This window comes from Brooklawnia cerclae (assembly GCF_011758645.1).
In the GTDB taxonomy this organism is placed as follows: domain Bacteria; phylum Actinomycetota; class Actinomycetes; order Propionibacteriales; family Propionibacteriaceae; genus Brooklawnia; species Brooklawnia cerclae.
Genome location: NZ_JAAMOZ010000001.1, coordinates 814,887 through 836,633, shown reverse-complemented (window position 1 = coordinate 836,633; position 21,747 = coordinate 814,887). Strand labels below are relative to the sequence as shown.

The 21,747-nt window shown below is 68.3% G+C and carries 25 protein-coding genes; 11 read left to right on the top strand and 14 right to left on the bottom strand.

The genetic code is table 11. From position 1 onward, the window contains the following. Positions 1-14 precede the first annotated feature (14 nt). Entirely contained in the window at positions 15-1,403 is a 1,389-nt protein-coding gene (locus FB473_RS04095) for a glycine--tRNA ligase (protein WP_167165060.1), read from the bottom strand. 180 nt (positions 1,404-1,583) lie between these two features. Between FB473_RS04095 and FB473_RS04090 the strand changes: the two genes are divergently transcribed. From FB473_RS04090 to FB473_RS04080, 3 genes are read left to right on the top strand one after another with little or no spacing between them, the layout of a single operon-like run. Then, positions 1,584-2,537, top strand: a complete 954-nt coding sequence (locus tag FB473_RS04090) for a metal ABC transporter substrate-binding protein (protein WP_243863471.1) — start codon at positions 1,584-1,586, stop codon at positions 2,535-2,537. After that, positions 2,534-3,304, top strand: coding sequence for a metal ABC transporter ATP-binding protein (locus FB473_RS04085; protein WP_341770022.1), 771 nt, complete (start codon positions 2,534-2,536; stop codon positions 3,302-3,304). The genes FB473_RS04090 and FB473_RS04085 overlap by 4 nt, the downstream gene beginning before the upstream one ends. 1 nt (position 3,305) lies before the next feature. Then, on the top strand, positions 3,306-4,169 hold the full coding sequence (locus FB473_RS04080) for a metal ABC transporter permease (RefSeq protein ID WP_167165056.1): 864 nt from the start codon (positions 3,306-3,308) through the stop codon (positions 4,167-4,169). 66 nt (positions 4,170-4,235) lie between these two features. Here the strand turns inward: FB473_RS04080 and recO are convergent, their stop codons facing one another. After that, entirely contained in the window at positions 4,236-5,048 is an 813-nt protein-coding gene (recO, locus tag FB473_RS04075) for a DNA repair protein RecO (protein WP_167165054.1), read from the bottom strand. A gap of 77 nt (positions 5,049-5,125) precedes the next feature. Here recO and FB473_RS04070 point away from each other — a divergent pair, with 77 nt between their 5' ends. From FB473_RS04070 to rpmF, 6 genes are all read left to right on the top strand, one after another. Beyond that, positions 5,126-5,932: an isoprenyl transferase gene (locus FB473_RS04070; RefSeq protein ID WP_167165052.1), complete on the top strand. Its 807-nt coding sequence runs from the start codon at positions 5,126-5,128 to the stop codon at positions 5,930-5,932. 81 nt (positions 5,933-6,013) lie between these two features. After that, positions 6,014-6,250, top strand: a complete 237-nt coding sequence (gene rpmB, locus FB473_RS04065; RefSeq protein ID WP_167165050.1) for a 50S ribosomal protein L28 — start codon at positions 6,014-6,016, stop codon at positions 6,248-6,250. Beyond that, positions 6,250-6,420 (top strand): 50S ribosomal protein L33, encoded by a 171-nt coding sequence (gene rpmG, locus FB473_RS04060; RefSeq protein WP_167165048.1) that lies wholly within the window; start codon positions 6,250-6,252, stop codon positions 6,418-6,420. The genes rpmB and rpmG overlap by 1 nt, the downstream gene beginning before the upstream one ends. Position 6,421: 1 nt before the next feature. Next, positions 6,422-6,727: a 30S ribosomal protein S14 gene (gene rpsN, locus FB473_RS04055; RefSeq protein WP_167165046.1), complete on the top strand. Its 306-nt coding sequence runs from the start codon at positions 6,422-6,424 to the stop codon at positions 6,725-6,727. Positions 6,728-6,734: 7 nt separating this feature from the next. Continuing rightward, a complete protein-coding gene (locus FB473_RS04050) occupies positions 6,735-6,998 on the top strand; it encodes a type B 50S ribosomal protein L31 (RefSeq protein WP_167165044.1) in 264 nt (87 codons plus the stop codon). Continuing rightward, a complete protein-coding gene (gene rpmF / locus FB473_RS04045) occupies positions 6,998-7,162 on the top strand; it encodes a 50S ribosomal protein L32 (RefSeq protein ID WP_167165042.1) in 165 nt (54 codons plus the stop codon). Before FB473_RS04050 ends, rpmF begins: the two co-directional genes overlap by 1 nt. 63 nt (positions 7,163-7,225) lie before the next feature. On the opposite strand, the gene folP is transcribed toward rpmF, so the two are convergent. Continuing rightward, positions 7,226-8,116, bottom strand: a complete 891-nt coding sequence (gene folP / locus FB473_RS04040) for a dihydropteroate synthase (protein ID WP_341770021.1) — start codon at positions 8,114-8,116, stop codon at positions 7,226-7,228. A gap of 111 nt (positions 8,117-8,227) precedes the next feature. Further along, entirely contained in the window at positions 8,228-10,006 is a 1,779-nt protein-coding gene (leuA, locus tag FB473_RS04035; RefSeq protein ID WP_167165040.1) for a 2-isopropylmalate synthase, read from the bottom strand. 276 nt (positions 10,007-10,282) lie between these two features. On the opposite strand from leuA, the gene FB473_RS04030 reads away from it, so the two are divergent. After that, positions 10,283-11,755: a mannitol dehydrogenase family protein gene (locus FB473_RS04030; protein ID WP_167165038.1), complete on the top strand. Its 1,473-nt coding sequence runs from the start codon at positions 10,283-10,285 to the stop codon at positions 11,753-11,755. Positions 11,756-11,807: 52 nt separating this feature from the next. Here the strand turns inward: FB473_RS04030 and era are convergent, their stop codons facing one another. The 10 genes from era to FB473_RS03980 all read right to left on the bottom strand — a co-directional run bounded on the left by era (position 11,808) and on the right by FB473_RS03980 (position 20,673). Beyond that, positions 11,808-12,764: a GTPase Era gene (era, locus tag FB473_RS04025; RefSeq protein ID WP_243863470.1), complete on the bottom strand. Its 957-nt coding sequence runs from the start codon at positions 12,762-12,764 to the stop codon at positions 11,808-11,810. Beyond that, positions 12,757-14,037, bottom strand: a complete 1,281-nt coding sequence (locus tag FB473_RS04020) for a hemolysin family protein (protein WP_167165034.1) — start codon at positions 14,035-14,037, stop codon at positions 12,757-12,759. The genes era and FB473_RS04020 overlap by 8 nt, the downstream gene beginning before the upstream one ends. Beyond that, positions 14,034-14,492, bottom strand: a complete 459-nt coding sequence (gene ybeY / locus FB473_RS04015; RefSeq protein ID WP_167165032.1) for an rRNA maturation RNase YbeY — start codon at positions 14,490-14,492, stop codon at positions 14,034-14,036. Before ybeY ends, FB473_RS04020 begins: the two co-directional genes overlap by 4 nt. Positions 14,493-14,550: 58 nt before the next feature. After that, entirely contained in the window at positions 14,551-15,504 is a 954-nt protein-coding gene (locus tag FB473_RS04010; protein ID WP_167169012.1) for a PhoH family protein, read from the bottom strand. Positions 15,505-15,702: 198 nt separating this feature from the next. Further along, on the bottom strand, positions 15,703-16,206 hold the full coding sequence (locus FB473_RS04005; protein WP_167165030.1) for a DUF5709 domain-containing protein: 504 nt from the start codon (positions 16,204-16,206) through the stop codon (positions 15,703-15,705). After that, on the bottom strand, positions 16,203-17,420 hold the full coding sequence (gene tgt / locus FB473_RS04000; RefSeq protein WP_208390653.1) for a tRNA guanosine(34) transglycosylase Tgt: 1,218 nt from the start codon (positions 17,418-17,420) through the stop codon (positions 16,203-16,205). Before tgt ends, FB473_RS04005 begins: the two co-directional genes overlap by 4 nt. A gap of 46 nt (positions 17,421-17,466) precedes the next feature. Next, the gene (gene tatC / locus FB473_RS03995; RefSeq protein WP_167165026.1) at positions 17,467-18,348 is read right to left on the bottom strand and encodes a twin-arginine translocase subunit TatC; all 882 of its coding nucleotides are present in this window, start codon (positions 18,346-18,348) and stop codon (positions 17,467-17,469) included. Between the two features lie 9 nt (positions 18,349-18,357). Next, a complete protein-coding gene (gene tatA / locus FB473_RS18565; RefSeq protein ID WP_167165024.1) occupies positions 18,358-18,675 on the bottom strand; it encodes a twin-arginine translocase TatA/TatE family subunit in 318 nt (105 codons plus the stop codon). A gap of 40 nt (positions 18,676-18,715) precedes the next feature. Further along, positions 18,716-19,675 carry a helix-turn-helix transcriptional regulator gene (locus tag FB473_RS03985; RefSeq protein ID WP_167165022.1) on the bottom strand — a complete coding sequence of 320 codons (960 nt, stop codon included), beginning with the start codon at positions 19,673-19,675 and terminating at the stop codon, positions 18,716-18,718. Further along, the gene (locus tag FB473_RS03980) at positions 19,672-20,673 is read right to left on the bottom strand and encodes a WYL domain-containing protein (RefSeq protein WP_167165020.1); all 1,002 of its coding nucleotides are present in this window, start codon (positions 20,671-20,673) and stop codon (positions 19,672-19,674) included. Before FB473_RS03980 ends, FB473_RS03985 begins: the two co-directional genes overlap by 4 nt. A 135-nt stretch (positions 20,674-20,808) precedes the next feature. On the opposite strand from FB473_RS03980, the gene gluQRS reads away from it, so the two are divergent. Further along, complete coding sequence (gene gluQRS, locus FB473_RS03975; RefSeq protein ID WP_167165018.1) at positions 20,809-21,717, top strand: tRNA glutamyl-Q(34) synthetase GluQRS; 909 nt, start codon at positions 20,809-20,811, stop codon at positions 21,715-21,717. Positions 21,718-21,747: the final 30 nt, after the last annotated feature.

Below are 21,747 nucleotides of genomic sequence, written 5' to 3'. Positions count from 1 at the left end.
TCGGCGAACGGGCCTCAGCAGCCGGCGAGCCGCTCGGCCAGGTATGCCCTCACACCGGTGATGGGCACCCGTTCCTGCGTCATAGTGTCGCGCTCCCGCACGGTCACGGCGTCGTCGTCCAGCGATTCGAAGTCGACCGTCACGCAGTACGGGGTACCGATCTCGTCCTGGCGGCGATACCGCTTGCCGATGGCCTGCGCGTCGTCGAAGTCGACGTTCCAGCATGTGCGCAGTTCCGCGGCCAGCGCCCGGGCCTTCGGCGACAACCGCTCGTTGCGGCTGAGTGGGAGCACCGCGACCTTCACCGGCGACAGCCTCGGGTCGAGCTTGAGCACGACGCGTGTGTCGACGCCGCCCTTGGTGTTGGGCGCCTCGTCCTCGGCGTACGCGTCGACCAGGAACGCCATGAGCGAGCGGGTGAGGCCTGCGGCGGGCTCGATGACGTACGGCGTGTAGTGAATGCCCCGCGCCTGGTCGAAGTACTCCAGCGCGACACCCGAATGCTCGGAATGCGTCGTGAGGTCGAAGTCGGTGCGGTTGGCGATTCCTTCGAGCTCACCCCAGTCGGACCCTGCGAAACCGAACTTGTACTCGATGTCGACCGTGCGCTTCGAGTAGTGCGAGAGCTTCTCCTTCGGATGCTCGTAGAAGCGCAGGTTCTCCTCGGTGATCCCGAGACCGGTGTACCAGGCCTTGCGGTGATCGATCCAGTACTGATGCCACTCCTCGTCCGTGCCGGGCTCGACGAAGAACTCCATCTCCATCTGCTCGAACTCACGGGTACGGAAGATGAAGTTGCCGGGGGTGATCTCGTTGCGGAAGCTCTTGCCCACCTGGCCGACGCCGAAGGGAGGCTTCTGGCGAGTGGCGTTCAGCACGTTGCGGAAGTTGATGAAGATGCCCTGGGCTGTCTCGGGACGCAGGTAGCGCAACCCTGATTCGTCCTCGATCGGGCCCACGTAGGTCTTGAGCATCATGTTGAAGTCGCGCGGCTCGGTGTAGCGTCCGCGCGTGCCACAGTTCGGACAGGGCACCTCGGCGAGCGGGACGTCGTCCGGGTTGTCGAGGCCCTTGCGGTGTGCGTACTCCTCCTGCAACTGGTCGGCCCGGAAGCGCTTGTGGCACGACAGGCACTCGACCAGCGGGTCGTTGAACACCGACACGTGCCCCGAGGCCACCCACACCTCGCGCGGCAGGATCACCGAGGAGTCGAGGCCGACGATGTCGTCACGGCCGGTGACCATGTAGCGCCACCACTGCCTCTTGATGTTCTCCTTGAGCTCGACGCCCAGCGGTCCGTAGTCCCACGACGCACGCGAGCCTCCGTAGATCTCGCCGCACGGGAAGACGAAACCCCGCCGCTTGCAGAGATTGATGACCTTGTCGAGTGTGCTCTCAGCCATGTGCTGCCCCATAGTTCGGGTCCCCACTGGGACGCGTGTCCCGGTACCTGGCTGGCATCGGGTGCGGACGACATCGCGGGTCACCCGGCGAACGTCCACCAGACAGGCTATCGTCTGGGCGCCCGATCGCGAACCACCGCCGATTTGGCTGACCACGAAGTGAGGTTGATAATGAATCTCATGTTGAACCAGTCAATCCGCCGGCTCAGCGCCGCCGCGCTCGCCGCCGGACTCCTGGCGGTCACCGCCTGCTCATCCGGCGACGCACAGGGATCGTCCGACGCCCGGACGTCCATCGTCGTATCGGCATACCCCTTCCAGTTCGTGGCCGAGCGCGTCGCGGGCGATCTCGCAGACGTCACCAATCTGTTGAATCCCGGCGCGGAGGCGCACGACCTGGAACTCACTCCCCAGCAGGTCGAGGCCGTCGCGACGGCCGACCTCGTCATCTACCAGGACGGCTACCAGACCGCTTTCGACGAGGCCGTCGACCAGGGCGAACCCGCGCACATCGTGGACTCGGCCACCTTCCTCGAACTGCGCACCGCCGACGAGGACGAGCATGCGGACGAGGGCGAGTCCACGGAGTCCGAGGAAGAACACGAGCACGGCGCCTACGACCCGCACGTGTGGCTGGACCCGGAGAACCTCGCCGAGATCGGACGCCATGTCGCCACCGAACTCGCGGGCATCGACCCTGACCACGCCTCGGAATACTCCGCCAACGCCGACACGCTGGCCTCCGACCTGTCGGCCCTGGACGACGAGTTCTCCACCGGGCTCGCGAACTGCCAGGTCGACACCTTCATCACCAACCACGCCGCCTTCGGCTACCTCGCCGCCCGCTACGGCCTGACGCAGGTGGGCATCAGCGGCCTGTCGCCCGAGGAAGAGCCGAGCCCGGCCCGCATAGCCGAAGTGCAGCAGGAGGCCACCGAACACAACGTGACAACGATCTTCTACGAGACCGCAGTCTCGCCGAAGGTGGCCGAGAGCATCGCCGGTGACCTCGGCCTGGCCACCGATGTGCTCGACCCGCTCGAGACCCTGAGCGACCAGTCCCGTGGAAGTGATTACATTGCCGTCATGGAATCCAACCTGGAATCGCTGAAGACGGCGAACACCTGCCAGTGACGACGGTCATCGAGGCGCGGGATGTCAGCACCTGGCTGGGTGACGTGCAGATCCTCCACAGTGTGGACCTGCACATCACGGCAGGAGAGGTGGTGGCGCTCCTCGGCGGCAACGGATCAGGGAAGACCACCCTGCTGCGCACCCTGCTGAACCTGGTGCCCCACCAGGAAGGCACCGTCGAACTGTTCGGCACCCCACTCGAGAAGTTCCGCGCCTGGACGCGGATCGGCTATGTGCCCCAGCGCGGGCGGCTGCAGGTGCAGAACGCGACCGTGGACGAGGTGGTGATGCTGGGACGCCTGTCCCGGCGCCGTCCGTTCACCCCACACGGCCGCGCCGACCGCGAGGCGGTCGCAGCCGCCCTTGCGCGCGTGAACCTCACCGGCTTCGGCTCGCGCGCCATGGCCCACCTGTCGGGCGGCCAGCAGCAGCGAGCACTCATCGCCCGCGCGCTCGCCGCGCACGCCGACCTGCTCGTCCTGGACGAGCCCTTCTCAGCCCTCGACGTGCGCACCCAGGCGAGCCTCGCCCGGCTGTTGGCCCACCTGAACGCGGAGGGCCTGACCATCCTGGTCGTCCTCCACGAACTGGGCCCGATGGAACCGCTGCTCGAGCGCAGCGTCGTGCTGCAGGCCGGCAGCGTCGTCCACGACGGCCCCCTGGCAGGCGCACCCTCGCCCGAGCACACCCACCACCACGAAGCCGCCCCGGGCAGGGCGCTGCTCGAACCCGAGTTGCACGCCCCCTCCGCGGAACAGGAGGACTGACATGGGCCCCTTCGCCCTCGATTTCATGGTGCGCGCGCTCATCGCCGGTCTGCTGACGGGTCTCATGGCCCCGGCGGTCGGCACCTACATCGTCCAGCGTCGCCTCAGCCTTCTCGGCGACGGTCTGGGGCACGTCGCTGTCGCAGGGGTGGGCCTCGCGCTCATCACCGGCCAGTCCCCCGTGCCGGTGGCGGTCGTCGTGTGCATCGTCGGCGCCGTCCTCATCGAGTTGCTCCGGCAGTCCGGGCGGGCGTCGGGCGATGTCGGGCTCGCCATCCTGTTCTACGGCGGGCTGGCGGCCGGCGTCCTCATGGCGGGCATCGCGGGCGCCGGTTCCGGCTCCCTCACCCAGTTCCTGTTCGGCTCGCTGACCTCGGTCAACTCCACCGACCTCGTGATCGTCGCCGTGGTGGCCGTCTTCGTCCTGATCGTCTCGATCGGATTGTCCCCGGAGCTTTTCGCGGTGTGCGCGGACGAGGACTTCGCCCGCACCCAGGGGTTGCCCACACGGCTGCTGAGCCTCCTCATCGTCGTCCAGGCAGCCGCGACGGTGGCCGTCTCGATGCGTACCGTCGGCCTGATGCTGGTGAGCGCCCTCATGGTGATCCCGGTCGCGACGGCGAACAATCTCGTCACGGGATTCCGCCGCACGATCTTCTTCTCCATGGTGATCGGCCTGGTGGTGGCCTTCCTCGGCGTCGTCGGGTCGTACTACCTCGACACCGCCTCGGGCGCGACGATCGTCGTCCTCGCGATCGTCGTGTTCGTCGTGTCCCTCCCCATAGGTCGCCTGATCGGGCGCCGGATGCGGCGCACGATCCTCCCCGACGACGAGAACGTGCCACAGCCCGCCGGCGAGCACTGACAACCTGCGGCGCGCCCGGCCTTCCCTTCGCGCAGCGGCGCCACTCGATTCCGGGACGCGTCGATCTCAGGACGCGCGCAACGAGCCCGCGATCCGCCCGTCCAGCACCGCGTCACCCGGTCTGACGGGAGCGCACTCGCCCCGATCGACGAAGGGCAGCGAGCGCAGGCTGCGCTCCATGTGCCAGGACGCGAAAGCCGCCACCAGGCCGCTCACCTCGGACTGCACCCGGCGTTCCACCCCCTGCGTCGCCGGCCAGTCACCGCTGAGCAGGGAGGACAGCAGTCGCCACGCCCCCGCGCTCGGAAGTACGGACCGCGCCGGGCGGCAGCTTCGGCAGACCATGCCACCGGCCTCGGGGGCGAACGCCTCGTGCGGCCCCTCGAGCCCGCATCGGGCGCAGTCGTGCACCGCCGGCGCATATCCCGCCACGGCGAGGGCCCGCAGCAGGTAGGAGTCGAGAACCATCGGGGCAGGACGCGGCCCGTCGCCCGTCCCCTCGCCGAGGGTGCGCAGCGCGCCGACGAGCAGCCGGTACTGCTGCAGGGCCGGCTCCCCCTCTTCGGCCACGAGCCGATCGGCGGTCTCCACCATCGCCTGGCCCGCGGTGAAGGCACCGTAGTCGACGCGAAGAGGCGCGTCGTAGGCGTGCAGGGTCTCGACCTGCGTGACGACATCGAGCGTGCGCCCCTGGGCGAACTGGACGTCCACATGGCTGAACGGCTCCAATCGCCCGCCGAAGCGTGACGACGGCCTGCGCACACCCCGGGCGACGGCGCGAACCTTGCCATGCGTCCGCGACAAGAGCGTGACGATGCGGTCGGCCTCGCCGAGCTTGTGCGTGCGCAGCACAACGGCTTCGTCACGATAGGTCGGCACCTGTCCATAGTGCCCCCGCTCGCCGCCGTCCGTCGGCAAGCGACACGCATCGGCCACAGGGACTAGGGTGTGTGGACATGCCACGCGCGATCGCCCGTCCGGCCAAGCATCCCCCGGTCCCGCATCCCAGCGGTGCCCGGCCTCCCGAGATCCCGGCCGAGGTTCTCCCCCGCCATGTGGCGATAGTCATGGACGGCAACGGCCGCTGGGCCAAGCAGCGCGGGCTGCCGCGGACCGAGGGACACCGAGTGGGCGAATCGGTGCTCTTCGAGGTGATCGAGGGCGCGATCGAACTCGGCGTCAAGTACGTGTCGGCGTACGCCTTCTCGACCGAGAACTGGAAACGCTCCCCCGACGAGGTGCGCTTCCTCCTGGGATTCAACCGCGACGTGCTCCATCGCCGCCGCGATCATCTGGACGCCCTGGGCGTCCGGGTGAGGTGGGCGGGGCGCAGGCCACGCCTGTGGTCCAGCGTCATCAAGGAGCTGGAGCTCGCCGAGCGGCAGACGGCCGACAACGACGTCCTCACCCTGCAACTGTGCGTCAACTACGGCGGACGCGCCGAGATCGTCGATGCCGTACGCGAGATCGCGCGCCAGGCGGCCGCCGGGCGGATCGATCCCGAGCACATCAGCGAGCGGACCTTCCGCAACTACCTGGACGAGCCGGAGGTGCCCGATGTCGACCTGTTCATCCGCACCTCGGGGGAACAACGCACCTCCAACTTCCTGATCTGGCAGGCGGCCTACGCGGAGCTCGTCTTCAGCGACAAGCTGTGGCCCGACTGGGATCGCCGTGATCTATGGGCGGCCGTCGAGCAGTACGCCGGACGCGACCGGCGCTTCGGCGGCGCGAAACCGAACGACGCATCGAACGCCGGCTGATCGGGCTGCCGTCCCCGACGTGTTCAGGGAGCATGATCCGACCATTTGACGATAACGATTTTCATTATGTAGGATCGTCCCATGCACGCACGCTGCCAGGTGCTCGGCACCTCGCCCGGATTCGGTAACTCGGTCTCCCACTCCCACCGGCGCACCAGGCGCCGCTGGGACCCCAATGTCCAGCGCAAGCGCTACTGGGTGCCGTCACTGGGCAGGAACGTCACGCTCACCGTCTCCGCCCGCGGCATCAAGACGATCGACAGGCTCGGCATCGACGAGGTCGTCCGGCGCATTCGTGCACGCGGGGAGAACCTCTGATGGCCTCGAAGCGCACCGAACTGCGCCCGTTGATCAAACTGCGGTCCACCGCCGACACCGGATACACGTATGTGACCCGCAAGAACCGTCGCAACGACCCCGAGCGCCTTGTGCTGCGCAAGTACGACCCCATCGCGCGGCGCCACGTCGAGTTCAGGGAGACGCGCTGACATGGCCAAGAAGAGCAAGATCGCCCGCGAGGCCCAGCGCCGCGTCGTCGTCGCCCGCTACGCCGAACGCCGCGCCGATCTCAAACGCCGCTCCGTCGATCCGAACCTCGCCCCCGAGGAGCGGGACGCCGCCATGGCCGCCCTGCACGCCCTCCCGCGCAACGCCAGTCCCGTCCGGCTGCGCAACCGCGACGCGATCGACGGCCGCCCGCGTGGCTACCTGCGCGCCTTCGGCCTTTCGCGCATCAAGGTGCGCGAATTGGCCCACGACGGCGTCCTGCCCGGCGTCACGAAATCGAGCTGGTGATCGCGCCGTGAAGAAGGGGATTCATCCCGACTACCACCCGGTCGTGTTCCGGGACCGCGCCGGAGGCCTGGAGTTCCTGACGCGCTCCACCGCGACCTCGTCCGTCACCGTCGAGTGGGAGGACGGCAACACCTACCCCGTCGTCGACGTGGACGTGTCGAGTGCCAGCCACCCGTTCTGGACCGGCACGTCCCGCGTGGTCGACACCGCCGGGCGTGTGGAGAAGTTCAACCGGCGCTACGGCCGGACCCGGCGAGAGGAAAACAGCTGATGGCCGTCCCCAAGCGCAGAATGTCGCGCAGCCGCACCCGCTCACGGCGGGCCCAATGGAAGGCGGCCCCGGTGGATCTGGTGCCGGTTCGCGTCCAGGGACGCGTCGTCCAGGTCCCCCGTAGGCTCGTCCGTGCGGTTCAGCGCGGGCTGATCGAACCGTAGGCCCTCAACGCAACCTGCCGTTCCTGGGGGCCCGGTCGCCTGAGCCCGGGGCGTCGTTCGGCCTTACAGCCCGCGCACTGCCCTCACCGGGGGACGATCTCCCCGGATGGACGCAACCATGTCGAGCGTCCGCCTGGTCGCCCGTACGTCATGGGTGCGGAACACCGTCGCACCTTGCCAAGCGGCGATCGCCGTCGCAGCCAGCGTTCCCTCCAGCCGCTCCTCCACCGGCAGGTCGAGGGTCTCACCGACGAAGTCCTTGCGGCTGATCGCCATGAGCACGGGGAAACCGAGTTCGACGATGCGGGACGTGACCGCCACCAGCCGCAAGGAGTTCTCCGTCGTTTTCCCGAAATCCAAGGTGGGGTCCACTAGCACCGCTGCGGGGTCGACACCGGCCTCCACCGCACGCCGCGCACCCTTCGCCAGGGTCGCGAGGACGTTGTCCACGACGGCATCGGGGTCAGGACCGTAGTCGACCCCGCTGGGATCGGTTCGCGGAGGCAGTCCGCCGGTGTGTGACACCACATAGCCCACACCGCACCGCGCGGCCACACCGACGAGCTCGCCGTCTGCTCCCGCCCACGTGTCGTTGACCAGGTCGATCAGTCCGTCGCAGGCGGACGCCACCTCAGCGCGCCACGTGTCGAGGCTGACCAGCAGCCCGGGATGCCGCTGCCGCAGCCGTTCGAGGAACGGCCGTACCCGCGCGACCTCCTCGTCGGCCTCCACCCAGTCGCCCTGATGGCCAGCCCTGACGCCCCCCACATCGACGATGTCGACCCCCTCGCCGACCATTGCGTCCGCGCGGGCCAGCGCGTCCTCCACGTCGACGTAACGGGCCGGTGGGTAGAACGAGTCGGGCGTCCGGTTGATGATGCCCATCACGGCTGGCTGGGCGGCACCGAAGTGCCGGCCCCGCAACACCAGAGCCGCTGGCTGGGGAGGGTTCACCCCTGCGAGTCTGCCACACGGCGACCGCTCATCGGTTCTCCTTCGAGTTGTCCCGCGTACTCACGGGACAACTCGAAGGAGGTCAGCCACATGCCGCCCCTGGCCGGCCCCTCAGGCCTTGGACCGGTTCACCGCGCTCACGAGGGCCTTCAACGAAGCCGTCGTGATGTCCGGGTCGATGCCCGCGCCCCAGAAGACCTGCGAGTCGCCGTTCTCGCCGATCTCGCACTCGACGTAGGCGGCGGCCTGCGCGTCCCCGCCCGACGTGAGAGCGTGTTCGGCGTAGTCGAGGACGCGTACGTGCGCGCCGAGAGCGGCCAGTGCGTCGACGAAGGCCGACACCGGTCCATTGCCCTCACCGGTCAGCTGGGTCTGCTTGCCGTTGTAGTCGACCTTCACGTTCAACCGGAACCCGTCGTCGCCGGACTCCGAGGTGAAGCCACGCCCCTGCAGCGGGCTCGTCCGCGACAGGTACTCGTCCGAGAAGATCTGCCACAGCTGGTCGCTGGTGACCTCGCCGCCCTCGGCGTCCGTATGCGCCTGAACGACGCGGCTGAACTCCATCTGCAGGCGCCTCGGCAGGGCGAGCTTGTGGTCGGTCTTCATCAGGTAGGCCATGCCGCCCTTGCCGGACTGGCTGTTGACACGGATGACGGCCTCGTAGGTGCGCCCGACGTCGTGCGGATCGATGGGCAGGTACGGTGCCTGCCATGCCACCTCGTGAACGGCTACATGTTCCCTGGCCGCCTTGGCCTCGAGGTCTTCCAGCCCCTTCTTGATCGCGTCCTGGTGCGACCCCGAGAACGCTGTGTAGACGAGGTCGCCGGAGTACGGCTGACGCGCGGGTACGAGCATCCCGGTGCAGTACTCGACGGTGCGCCGTACCTCGTCCAGGTCGCTGAAGTCGATCATCGGGTCGACGCCCTGCGAGTACAGGTTGAGGCCCAAGGTGACCAGGTCGACGTTGCCCGTGCGCTCGCCGTGCCCGAACAGGCATCCCTCCACCCGGTCGGCCCCCGCCATCAGCCCCAGCTCGGTGGCCGCGATGCCTGTGCCCCGATCGTTGTGGGTGTGCAGCGAGACGCAGAGGTGCTCACGGCGATCGACGTTGCGGCAGAAGTACTCGATCTGGTCGGCGTACGTGTTCGGTGTGCTCATCTCGACGGTCGCGGGCAGATTCACGATGAGTTCCCGCTCGGCGTCGGGCTGCCATACGTCGATGACGCCGTTGCAGACCTCGATGGCGAAATCGGTCGGCGTCTGGGTGAAGATCTCGGGCGAGTACTCGTAGCCGAACTCGACCTCGCCCAAGTACTTCTCGGCGGCGTCGACCACCCAGCGGGTACCCTGCTTGGCCAGCTCGCGGCACTCGTCCTCGCTGACGCGGAACACCACCCGACGAAACAGTTCCGCGGTGGCGTTGTACAGGTGGATGGTTCCCCTGCGGGCGCCGATCAGCGACTGCGCCGTCTTGTCGATCAGGTCGGGACGCGCCTGGGTCAGCACGGAGATCGTGACGTCGTCGGGGATCGCGTCGTCGGTGATCAGCGAGCGGACGAAGTCGTAGTCGGTCTGCGAGGCCGACGGGAAGCCGACCTCGATCTCCTTGTAGCCCATCTTCACCAACAGGTCGAACATCTTGCGCTTGCGGCCGGGGGTCATGGGGTCGATGAGTGCCTGGTTGCCGTCGCGCAGATCGGTGGACAGCCAGCGCGGCGCCCTGGTGATGCGCTTCGAGGGCCACGTGCGATCAGGCAGGTCGAGCGGGCGGAAGGGTACGTAGCGCTGGAACGGCATGGGGCTCGGCTGCTGCACGGGACGCGTCTGGGGCCGGGTGCGGGGCTTGGTGGACCGGACGTCGGCTTCGACGCCGTCGACAGTGGTGGTCATGATTGATGCTTCTCCTCGTCTGTGGGTGGTGGCTGCCAGCCGACACGACAAGACTCCGCAGCGAGGAGGACTGGCTAGAAGCGAGTCTCGCTGCGGCGACCAAGGAGGAGCGCCACTCCACAGGCACTCGGCGGTCGAAGCATGCGACCACCATAACCCCGCCCCCGGCCGGGAACCAAACCCCATACCACAGGCAAGCACGGCAACTGTGATCTACAGATCGGGTCCGGCTGCTAGAAAAGGACACACAACGTTCATCGACAGATTGGTCGCTTCATGCCACATCTCAATCGGTCCAACGCGCCGTTCGAGCGGCGCATCGGCGCGTCAGCCCCCGACGCCACGGGCATCGTCCACCTGGGCCTCGGTCAGTTCCATCGCGCCCATGCGGCCGTCAACACCGCCCTTGCCATGGCAGACAAGGGCGGCGACTGGGGCATCGTCGGAGTCGCCAACCGGTCGCGGCGCATCATCGACGCCATGCAGGCGCAGGACTACCTCTACTCGATCCTCCAGCTGAGCCCGGAAGGCACCGACGTCCAGCTCGTGGACGTGCACCGCAAGCTCCTCGTCGCCGCCGAACAACCCGGCGACGTGCTCGCCGAGATCGCCGACCCCGCGCACAAGATCATCACGCTGACGATCACCGAGAAGGGGTACAACAAGGACTCCGCCACCGGGAAGCTGTTGGTCGGCAATCCCGACATCGCTGCGAGCCTCGCCGGGCCCGACACCGCCAAGGCACCGCTGGCGCAGTTGGCCTGGGGCCTGGTCAAGCGCGCGCGGGAGTCGCAGGCACCGGTGACGGTGTTGTCGTGCGACAACATGCAGTCCGCGGGCACCACCACCCGCGAGATGGTGTTCGAGTTCCTGGAGGCCGCGGGTGTCGAGGCTCCGGTGCTCGACTACGTCACGAACCAGGTCAGCTTCCCGAACGCGATGGTCGACCGCATCGTCCCCGGCACGAACGAGGAGACGAAGGCCCAGGTCGAGAAGATCCTCGGTCTTCGGGACGAGGCCCCGGTGCCCGCCGAGCAGTTCACCATGTGGGTGCTGGAGGATCACTTCAAGGCCGGGCGTCCCGCCTGGGAGGCCGCGGGAGCCATCTTCTCGGAGGAGGTGGAGAAGTACGAGCTCGTGAAGCTGCGCCTGCTCAACGGGTCACACTCCCTCATCAGCTACCTGGGCGGTCTCAGCGACTCGCCGACCATCCCGTCGGCCCGCGACAAGGACTTCGTCGCCGAGAGCGTGCGTGCCGCGATCTACAACGAGTACCTGCCCAGCATCGATCTGCCGACCGGCTTCGACCCCGACGCCTACGTCGCCCAGCTCTTCCATCGCTGGCAGAACCATGCGCTCGGAGACAAGACCGCGCGCGTCGGGTCGGACGGCTCGGCCAAGCTCCTGCAGCGCATCGTCGAGCCGGCGATCCGCCTGCTCGACCTCGGCGAGATGCCGCACGAGATGGCGCTGACCGCCGCGTCGTGGATCGCGTGCGTGGCTCCGCCGGCCGGGTTCGACCCGGGGGCGATCGCCGCCGAGATGGAGGAGCCGCAGCGTGAGGCCCTCGCGAAGGCGACGGCCGGCGCCACCGGCGTGCGTGACCACGTCGAGCGGATCATGACCGGAGGGTTCTTCCCCGAATCCCTGGGTTCACGCACCGAGTTCAACGACCGCATCGCCGAACTGCTCGGCATCATCACCTCCGCCGGTGTCGAGGCTGCGGCCAACGACGCTCTGGGCAAGTAGCCGAGCGCCGGGCAAGGCGTGACAGCCACCCGTCATCGGGCCGGTTGGGGCCTCAGAACCCCAACCGGTTCAGGTGGCGGGGATCGCTCTGCCACTGCTTGAGCACCTTGACCTTGAGGTCGAGGTGCACCGGCGTCCCGAGGAGCGCCTCGATCTGGCGGCGGGCGTCGATGCCCACCTGTTTGATGCGTTCCCCCTTGTGGCCGATCATGATCCCCTTCTGGGAGTCGCGCTCGACCACCATGGACGCGAACACGTCGACCAGCGGGTGATCGGCCGGTCGCCCCTCCCGGGGACGCATCTCGTCGATCTCGACGGCCAGCGAGTGCGGCAGTTCGTCGTGCACACCCTCGAGCGCGGCCTCCCGGATGAGTTCGGCGACCAACGTCTCGGTCGGCTCGTCCGTGATCTCACCGTCGGGGTAGTAGGCCGGGCCGGGCTCGAGCAGAGAGACCAGCACGTCGGCGACCTCGTCCACCTGAGCGCCGGTCATCGCCGAGCAGGGGATGATGTGCTCCCATCGCACGCCCAGCTTCTCCTGGAGCGCGTCGATCTCCACCAGGTGCTTGGCGAGCCGGTCGGGCCCGACGAGATCGGACTTCGTGGCAAGCGCCACGAGCCGGGGGCGGCGTGCCAGCGCCGCCAGTTCGCCGACGAGGTACTCGTCACCGGGCCCCACATGCTGGTTGGCGGGAAAGACGACGGCGACGACGTCCACCTCGCTCCACGTCTGGTGGACGAGATCGTTGAGCCGTTCCTGGAGCAGGGACCGCGGCTTGCTGAGCCCGGGCGTGTCGATGACGACCAGCTGGGCGTCGGGACGCGAGATGATCCCGCGCACCGCGTGCCGCGTGGTCTGCGGCTTGCTGCTCGTGATCGCGACCTTGCTTCCCACCAGGGAATTCGTGAGCGTCGACTTGCCCGCGTTCGGCCGCCCGACGAAGCAGACGAATCCCGATCGGAAGGTGGGCTGGTCGGCCGACGGCTCGGTGGACACGTCATCACTCATCGTCGTCATCCTCGCTCTCGACGTCCTCGGGCTCGGGCGGCAACTGGCGCACCAGCACGGTGTCGATCTGGTGACGGCGTCCCGTGGCCTTCTCGGCGGTGATGTCGAGACCCCGCCATTCGATATGGGACCCCTTGATCGGCACCATGTTCAGCTCCTTGGCCAGCAGGCCACCGACGGTCTCCACGTCCTCGTCGTCCAGGTCGAGACCGAACAGGTCGCCCATGTCGTCCACCGGCATACGCGCCGAGACGCGCCACAGACCGGGCTCGGCCTCCTCCGCGAGGTCGGGTTCCGCGTCGTACTCGTCGGTGATCTCGCCGACGATCTCCTCCACGAGGTCCTCGATGGTGGCGATCCCCGCCGTGCCGCCGAACTCGTCGACGACGACCACGATGTGGTTGCGGGTCAGCTGCATCTCGCGCAGCAGGGCGTCGACGGGCTTGCTGTCGGGGGTGAAGGACGCTGAACGCATGATCCGGTCGACCGTCTCGCGCCTGTCGGCATCGGGATTGTCGTAGACACGCTTCATCAGGTCCTTCAGGTAGACGATGCCGACGACATCGTCCAGATCGTCCCCGATGACCGGGATGCGGCTGAAGCCCGAGCGCAAGGCCAACGAGAGCCCCTGACGCAGTGTCTTGGCGCGTTCGAGATAGACGACGTCGGTGCGGGGAACCATCACCTCACGCACCAGGGTGTCCCCCAGCTCGAAGACCGAGTTGATCATCTCGCGCTCGCCCTCGCTGGCCTCGGCGATCTTCTCGGCCTCGGGGCTGAACGGCCCGTCGGCATACCCCGGGCCGGGCGTGATGACGTTGCCGAACCAGATCAGCAACTGCGACGCCGGCCACAGGAGGGTCGCGAGGATCGACATGGGGCGAGCGGAGGAACGCGCCACCCGTTCGGCGTGCAGGCGTCCCAGCGTGCGCGGGGCGACTCCCCAGGCCACAAAGGACACGACCACCATGACGGCGATCGACCAGGTGAGCCGGGCACCGGTCGTGCCGACCAGCTGGACGACCACCAGAGTGACCAGGACCACCGAGGAGACCTCGGCCAGAACCTTCAGCAGCCGGGCGGCCGTGAACTCGGGCGCGGGATCGTCCACGATCTCCTTGAGCGCAGCGGCGCCGGGCAGGCTCTCGTCCACCATCCGTTCCGCGCGGGTCGGCGTGATCGCGTGCATCGCGGTCTCGATCACCGTCATGACCATGGCGAGCGCCGCCAGCACGAGCGCCACGGCCAGCATGATCCACTCCCGTGAGGTCATCTCGAGGCCTTCGCGCGGCGCCATTCGGTGATCAGCCGGTCGTTGAGCCCGAACATGACCGACTTCTCCGCGGGCTCCGCGTGGTCGTGCCCCAGCAGGTGGAGGAGCCCGTGCACCAGCAGGTACTCGATCTCGTCGGCCGGCTCCCGGCCGTTCTCGGGGGCCTGCGCCGAGGTGAACTGGGGGCAGATCACGATGTCGCCGAGCATGCCGCGGGGCGGGTCCTGGCCGGGCTCGGGGGCCCGGAGTTCGTCCATCGGGAAACTCATGACGTCGGTCGGCCCGTCGAGGTCCATGAAGCGCTTGTGGTAGGTGGCCATCACGTCCTCGTCGACCAGCAGGATCGACAGATCGGCCTCGGGGTGGATACGTAGCGCCGACAGTGCGAACCCGGCCAGCTGGACGAGCCCGAGCTCGTCGACCTCCACGCCTGATTCGTTGTTGATGTCGATCATCGGACGCCCTTCCGGGTCTCGGCAGTGGTTCCGGGTCTGAGCGGCGGCTCCATGTCGTTCACCTCCGCACCCTGGAGCGCTGTGGCCCCATGGCGTCGGCGAGCGTGGCGTCGTAGCGGTCATAGGCCGCCACGATGCGTCCCACCAGCTTGTGGCGGACGACATCGCGGTTGGTCAGCTGGCAGAAGGCGATGTCCTCCACACCGTCGAGGATCTCCTGCACCGCCCGCAGGCCACTGCGGACTCCCCCGGGCAGGTCGATCTGCGTGACGTCGCCGGTCACCACGATCCGCGATCCGAACCCGAGCCGGGTGAGGAACATCTTCATCTGCTCCATCGAGGTGTTCTGCGCCTCGTCCAGGACGATGAAGGCATCGTTCAGCGTGCGCCCGCGCATGTACGCCAGCGGCGCCACCTCGATCACCCCACCGGTCAGCAGCTTCGGGATCGAATCCGGATCGAGCATGTCGTGCAGGGCGTCGTACAGCGGACGCAGGTAGGGGTCGATCTTGTCGTTCAGCGTGCCCGGCAGGTATCCCAGCTTCTCACCGGCCTCTATCGCCGGCCTCGTGAGGATGATCCGGTTGACCTGCTTGGCTTGCAGGGCCTGGACGGCCTTGGCCATGGCCAGGTAGGTCTTGCCGGTGCCCGCCGGCCCGATGCCGAACGTGATGGTGTGGCGGTCGATGGCGTCCACATAGCGCTTCTGATTGAGCGTCTTGGGCCGGATCGTCTTACCTCGGGACGACAGGATGTCGTGCGTCAGCACCTCGGCGGGACTCGCCACCTCGGGGGACGCGGTCATCGTGACGATCCGCTCGATGGTCTCGGCGCTCAGCCCCTGGCCGGTGCGGACGATGGCCACCATCTCGGTGATGACGTCGGCCGCCAACTGGATGTCGCTCGTGGTGCCGGTGATCGTGAACTCGTTGCCCCGGACGAGAAGATCAGCGGCGAGATCGCGCTCCAGGATGCGCAGGAACTCGTCCCGCGGCCCGAGGATGCGCACCATGTCGATCGAGGGAGGGATGGTGAGCTGCCGCTTGCCCGTGAGATGAGCCACGGTGTTGCTCGGAGTGTCCGCGGTCGACGCCGACGTGGGACCCGTGGGTTCAATGGACGATGAGTGGCTGGTAGTCAGGGTGATCCTTTCGCTTATCTGCCACACAAGTGTAACTGCCCGTGGGCGCCGACCGCGCGCCGCGCACGATCAGTCCTCGGACGCGTCGTCAGCGGGGCCGTCCTCGTCGTCGTCACGCGACTGGTTCGCGAGATCGGACTCGTCGATGATGTGCATCGCGGCCTCCTCGGCGCTGGCGCCCGCGCCGTCGATGCCGACGTCACGTGCCAGCACCTCCGACTCGGTGTCCTCGCCGACCCCGCCCTGGGTGTCGACCAGCCGGCCGGCGCGCTTGCTGCCGACCTCTCGCGACTCCCCGTTGGGGTTCCATCGGCCGGTGAGTTTGCGGGGATCCTCCTCCGGCACCTCCTGGACGACACGCTGCTCGATGGTCTCGCCCTGCCGCATCTCCGCGGGCGTGCTGCCGAAGCCCTGGGCGGGCGACCAGTGGTCGGGAGGTGTGTATCCCTCGTCCAGCACGTCGTCGACCCCGCGGTCGACCAGGGACTCGGCTGGGCCGATCTGGTCGAGCTGCTCCGAGGCATCGGGGGCGAACTCGGCTGCCTCGCTACCCGGTTCGTCTCGTTCACTCATGAACCGATACTGCCACCTGGGGCGCCCGATCGTGCATAGAACCGCCCGAGCACCTCCGTGCGGCAGGCGTCGAAGTCGCCTGCCTCGATCGCCTCGCGGATCGTGTCGACCAGCCGCACCGTGAACCGCTCGTTGTGGATGGTCGCCAGCGTCGCCGACAGCATCTCCTTGGCTTTGAACAGGTGGTGCAGGTAGGCGCGGGTGTAGTGGGTGCAGGTGTAGCAGTCGCACCCTTCCTCCAGCGGACGGAAGTCGCGGCGGTTGGCGGCGGTGTTGACGTTGTAGCGTCCCTGTGCGGTGTAGATCGCCGCGTTGCGCGCCACCCGGCTGGGGTTCACGCAGTCGAAGGTGTCGGCGCCGGCTGCGACAGCGGCGAACAGGTCGTCCGGCTCACTGATGCCGAGCAGGTGTCGCGGCTTGTCGTCCGGAAGTTCCTCGGAGCACCAGCCGACGATCTCGCCAAGGCGCTGCTTCTCGATGGCTCCGCCGATGCCGTAGCCGTCGAAGCGCTGCCCCTCGACCTCGGTGGCCACCAGACCACGGCATGCCATGCGGCGGAGATCCTCGTACTGGGCGCCCTGCACCACGCCGAACAGTGCCTGATAGGGACGATGGGAGCGCTGCGCGGTCAGTTGCCTGTGGGCCGCCAGACAACGGACCGCCCATTGCCGCGTCCGCTCGACCGACGACTCCTGGTAGGCGCGGGTGTTCATCAGCGTCGTCAGTTCGTCGAAAGCGAACATGATGTCGGCGCCCAACTGGTGCTGCACCCGCATGCTGACCTCGGGGGTGAACCGATGCCGGTCGCCGTTGATCGGGGAGGTGAACCAGACGCCGTCGGAATCCACGTGCGCCTGTCGCTGCTTCCCCTCGGCGATCACATCGTCGTCCTGCAGGCCGGTGACGTCCATGGCGAGCACCTTCTTGAACCCCACGCCGAGGCTCATCACCTGGAACCCACCCGAGTCCGTGAACGTCGGGCCAGGCCAGTTCATGAACGCGCCCAGGCCTCCCGCCTCGTCCACGATGTCACTGCCCGGCTGCAGATACAGGTGCAGCGCATTGGCGAGCACCGCTTGGGCGCCGAGCCCCGCGACCGTCTCGGGCAGCACCGACTTGACCGTCGCCTTGGTGCCCACCACGACGAACGCGGGGGTCGAGATGTCGCCATGGGGGGTGTGGATCGTACCGGTGCGGCCCAGGCCGTTCGCCAGCCGCGTCCCCTCGACGAAACCGACATCATCGGGGCCGGGTGAGGCCTCACTCCCCACGTTCGCGGGCCTCGGCCTCGGCCAGTGTGATCTCACCGTTGCGTAACTGCTCCTTCAGCAGCCGGGCGTCGTGCCGCGAGCAGATGACCTCGCTCACGAGGTACATGATCGTCAGCGGAAGCGACAGCGCGAGCATCGAGAACGGATCGCCGGACGGAGTGGCCACCGCGCCGAAGACGAAGCAGCCGAAGATGGCGATCGGCCGGGCTTTGGCCAGGGCCTTCGCCTTGACCACCCCCATGAGGTTCATCATCACGAGGACGACCGGAAGCAGGAAGCTGATCCCGAAGACGAGCAGCATCTGCATCTCGAGGGCGAGGAAGTCGTTGAGGTCCTGCAGGTTGGCCACACCCGCGTCCGCGACGGTGAAGCCCAGCATGAACTCGAACGCCTTGGGCAGGATCAGGTAGCCGACCACCACCCCGGCGATGAACAGCGGGATCGCCGACAGCAGGAAGAGCCGGGCGACCCGCTTCTCCTTGGTGAGCAGGCCGGGGACGATGAAGGCCCAGAGCTGGTAGATCCAGACCGGGCACGCGGCGATGATGGCCGCCAGGCCCGCCGACTTCAGGGCGAGCAACATGGGTGCGGCCACACCCGAGTTGACGACCTGGATGTTCGCTCCCGGGTTCTGGGTGCGGACGACGTCCGCCGCCAGCGAATAGGGACGCAGGATCAACTCGACGATCTGGGGGTAGAAGATGAACGCGACGATGAACAGCACCACGATGGCCACCGCGGATACCACGAGGCGGTAGCGGATCTCGCGCAGGTGATCCCACAGGGTCATCGACCCGTTCTCATCGAACCTGGGTGGCCTGAACCGGGCGAACCTCCCCTCCCGTTTCGGGCTGCCCACATCGGCAGACATCTCGCCTTGTCAGTGCTGGTTGTGGTTGTCGGGGTCAACGACCTCGGCGTCATAGACCTGCCCCTGGTACGGCTGCTGCTGTCCTGGTGACAGCTGCTGCGGGGGCTGGGGCGCCGGCTGCGACTGCTGGGGCGGCACCGGCGGCTGAGTCTGGACGTTCGGCTGTGCGGCCTGGGCGTCCTTGTCGTTCAGTCCCCTCGTCTCCTCCTTGAACTCGCGGATCGCGCGACCGCCGGCCTTGCCCAACCCCGCCAGACGCGTGGTGCCGAAGATCAGCAGGACCACCACCAGCAGGATCAGCAACTCCGGCCAACCCAGGGAACCCATAGCAACTCCTTCACGTCGGGCGTGATCTCCATGCTATGCCCTACCCGGCAGCGCCGAAAACCTCCTCCGCGAGCGCCACGGCCTCCCGAGCCGCTCGCACGGCCTCGTCCGCGGCGTCGGTGGGATCGATCACTCGGGCCCCATCGCCCAGTCGCAGCAGCAACGAGGTGAGCCAGGCCGGATCGGCCACGGGGAACGTCGCCCGCAGTCCCCCGTCGTCGCACGCCTGCACGTCGCTCACCGGGTAGTAGTCGACGACCCAGGAACAGGCCGGTCCCAGCTCCAGCGTCACCCGCCCACCCGAGGTGTCGAACCAGCCCTCCGGCAGACCGGGGACGACCCCGTGGTCGCCGGTCCGCTCCCCGGTCGGGACCGCCTCGACGATGCGGTCGAGGCGATAGGTGCGCCAGCCGTCCCGCTCCAGGCTCCACGCCTGAAGGTAGGCCGCTCCGTCCCGCATCTGGATCGCGCCCGGGTCGACGACGGGAGTGGTCGTCTCGCCGCGGGCCGCCCCGTCGTAGGTGAGCCGCAGCCGTTGCCCGGCCTCGATGGCGTCCAGGAGCGCGGAGCGCAGCGCATCGTCGCCAGTGTTGATGGCCAGCAGGACCGGGTCGTCATGACCGCTCGCAGCCGACAGCTTCCCGGCGGCACCGGCCGCCGCGTCCTGCAACGCGCCCGCCGTCATCCCTCCGATGGCGTTCAGCGCCACGAGCAGGCTCACCGCCTCGTGCTGGGTGAACCTCAACGGCTTGGTCAGGAAACCCGCGTTCGAGATGTGGATGACCCGCTGGCCGTCGACGGCGTCCATGTCGAAGTCGATCAGGTCATCGGTCAGGCCTCCCGGCAGACCGCACATCCACAGCACATCGAGGTCCTTGCGCAGCTGCCGGGGCGTCACGCCGAAATCGGCGGCGGCTTGGTCGAGAGTGACCCCGTCGTGCGATTGCAGGTACGGCACCAGCGACAGCAGCCGAGCCACCTGGCTTCGCGACGTCATCATCGGGTGGCCCCCCGCGAATCCGCCGGCTGTGATCCCGGCGCCGGGGAACCGTGCGCCCCGATCACCCCACGCAGATGCGCCACGACGTCAGCCCGCAGGTCCGCGGGTTCCAGAACCAGGACATCGGCTCCGAAAGAGGCGATCTCGGGAGCCGCGAGGCTGTCGTTCAGGGGCACCCGCCACGCCCGGAAACCGGAGGGCAACGTCACGTCCGTGGTCCACTGCTCACCGCGCCGGCGGAGAGCCGGAGCACGATCGCCCCTGATCGCGACGACGGCCCACGTGTCGGTCGCGGGCCGCAGGTCCTTGAGCAGCTCGTCCTGCCGCTGCCGGTCCGGCGCATCATAGGCATCGGGCTCCCCGACGGGAACCGGCACGTCGCTGATGCGCGACAGCTTGAAGACGCGGGGGGCCTCGCGTCCCCGGTCGAATCCGAGCAGGTACCAGCTGTTGTTGCGCCAGGCGACACGCCACGGCTCGACGGTGCGGATCTCGTCCGTGCCCCGGTAGCGGAACGTGATCGCCTGCCGCGCGACCACCGCGTCGAAGGCCGGCTCGAAGGCGGCCTCCCGGGCGCTGAGCCGGGGAGCCAGGGCGGTCAGTCGCGCCGGATCCGGTTCGACGCCGGCCGCTCGCAGCTTGGCGAGCGCGCGGGCGGTGTGATCGGCCACACTGGCCTGCTGCCACACCGTGGACGCGAGCCCGAGCACCATCAGTTCCCGGGGCGTGAAGTCGATCGGCGGGAGTTCGAAGTCACAGCGCGGGATGCGATACCCGACCTCGTCGTCGAACATGGGGTCGTTGCTCCCCATCTCGATCGGGACGCCGAGTGCACGCAACTCGTCCTTGTCGCGTTCGAACTGACGCTGGAACGCGGTCTCGGACTGGCCGCGATAGCCCTCGATCGTGTCGCGGATGTGTTCCTTGGACACGAAACGGGACGAAACCAGCAGAAGGATCGTCAGATTGACGAGCCGTTCGGTCTTGCGGGCTGCCACGACAGACAACCTAGCAGCACCGGAGCGGCTTTACAGGGGCGTTCGCGCTAGTGCGATGCGGATGAGGCGTACGCGGCGTGTCGGGCTCGCGGCCGCGTCCGGCAATCGGCCACAACCCGTCATAGGCTGCCGTTCATGCCCGCAGGACGCTTCGCACCCAGCCCGACGTCCGACCTTCACCTGGGGAATCTGCGCACCGCACTTCTCGCGTGGTTGTTCGCCCGGGACGCGGGTCTCGGCTTCCTGCTGCGCGTCGAGGACCTCGACCAGCAGCGGGTGTCCGCCGCACCACACGTGGCACGCCGTCAGCTCGCCGACCTGTCGGCGCTGGGGATCGACTGGGACGGGGAGGTCGTCCGGCAGTCCGAGCGGCTCGAGATCTACCGGGACGCGGCCGCGGGACTGGACACCTACGAGTGTTTCTGCACCCGCCGCGAGATCGCCGAGGCATCCCGGGCCCCGCACGGCTCCTACCGCCCCTACCCGGGAACGTGCGCGCACCTCACCGAGGCTCAGCGAGCGGAGCGCCGCGCCACGCGCGTCCCGGCGATCAGGGTGCGGTCGGGCGGGGCCAGCGCCACGATCACCGACCTGCATGCCGGGACACTCACCGGCGCCGTCGACGACTTCGTGCTCTTCCGCGCCGACGGGACCCCCGCCTACAACCTCGCGGTGGTCGTGGACGACGGCCTCCAGGGTGTGACGCAGGTCTGCCGGGGCGCCGACCTGCTGGACTCCTCACCGAGGCAGGCATGGCTGGCCGACCGGCTCGGGTTCACCGTTCCGCGGTACGTACACGTCGGCCTGGCCGTCAACACGGCAGGAAAACGCCTGGCCAAGCGAGACGGGGCCGTCAGCCTGGCAGCGCTGGCCGAGCTGGGGGCCGACGCGGGAGATGTCGTGGCCGAGTTGTGCGCGTCCGCGGGCCTGCCACGGGTGCGCTCCGCCGGTGAGGTGCTCGATCGCGTCCGGGGAACTCCGTGGTGGCAGAGCGAGGCGATCTGGCGTCCGTGGGTCGTCGACCCGGCACGCCCACCGCGATGAGCATGGGCCGCCGGGCCGTCGACGCCTCGG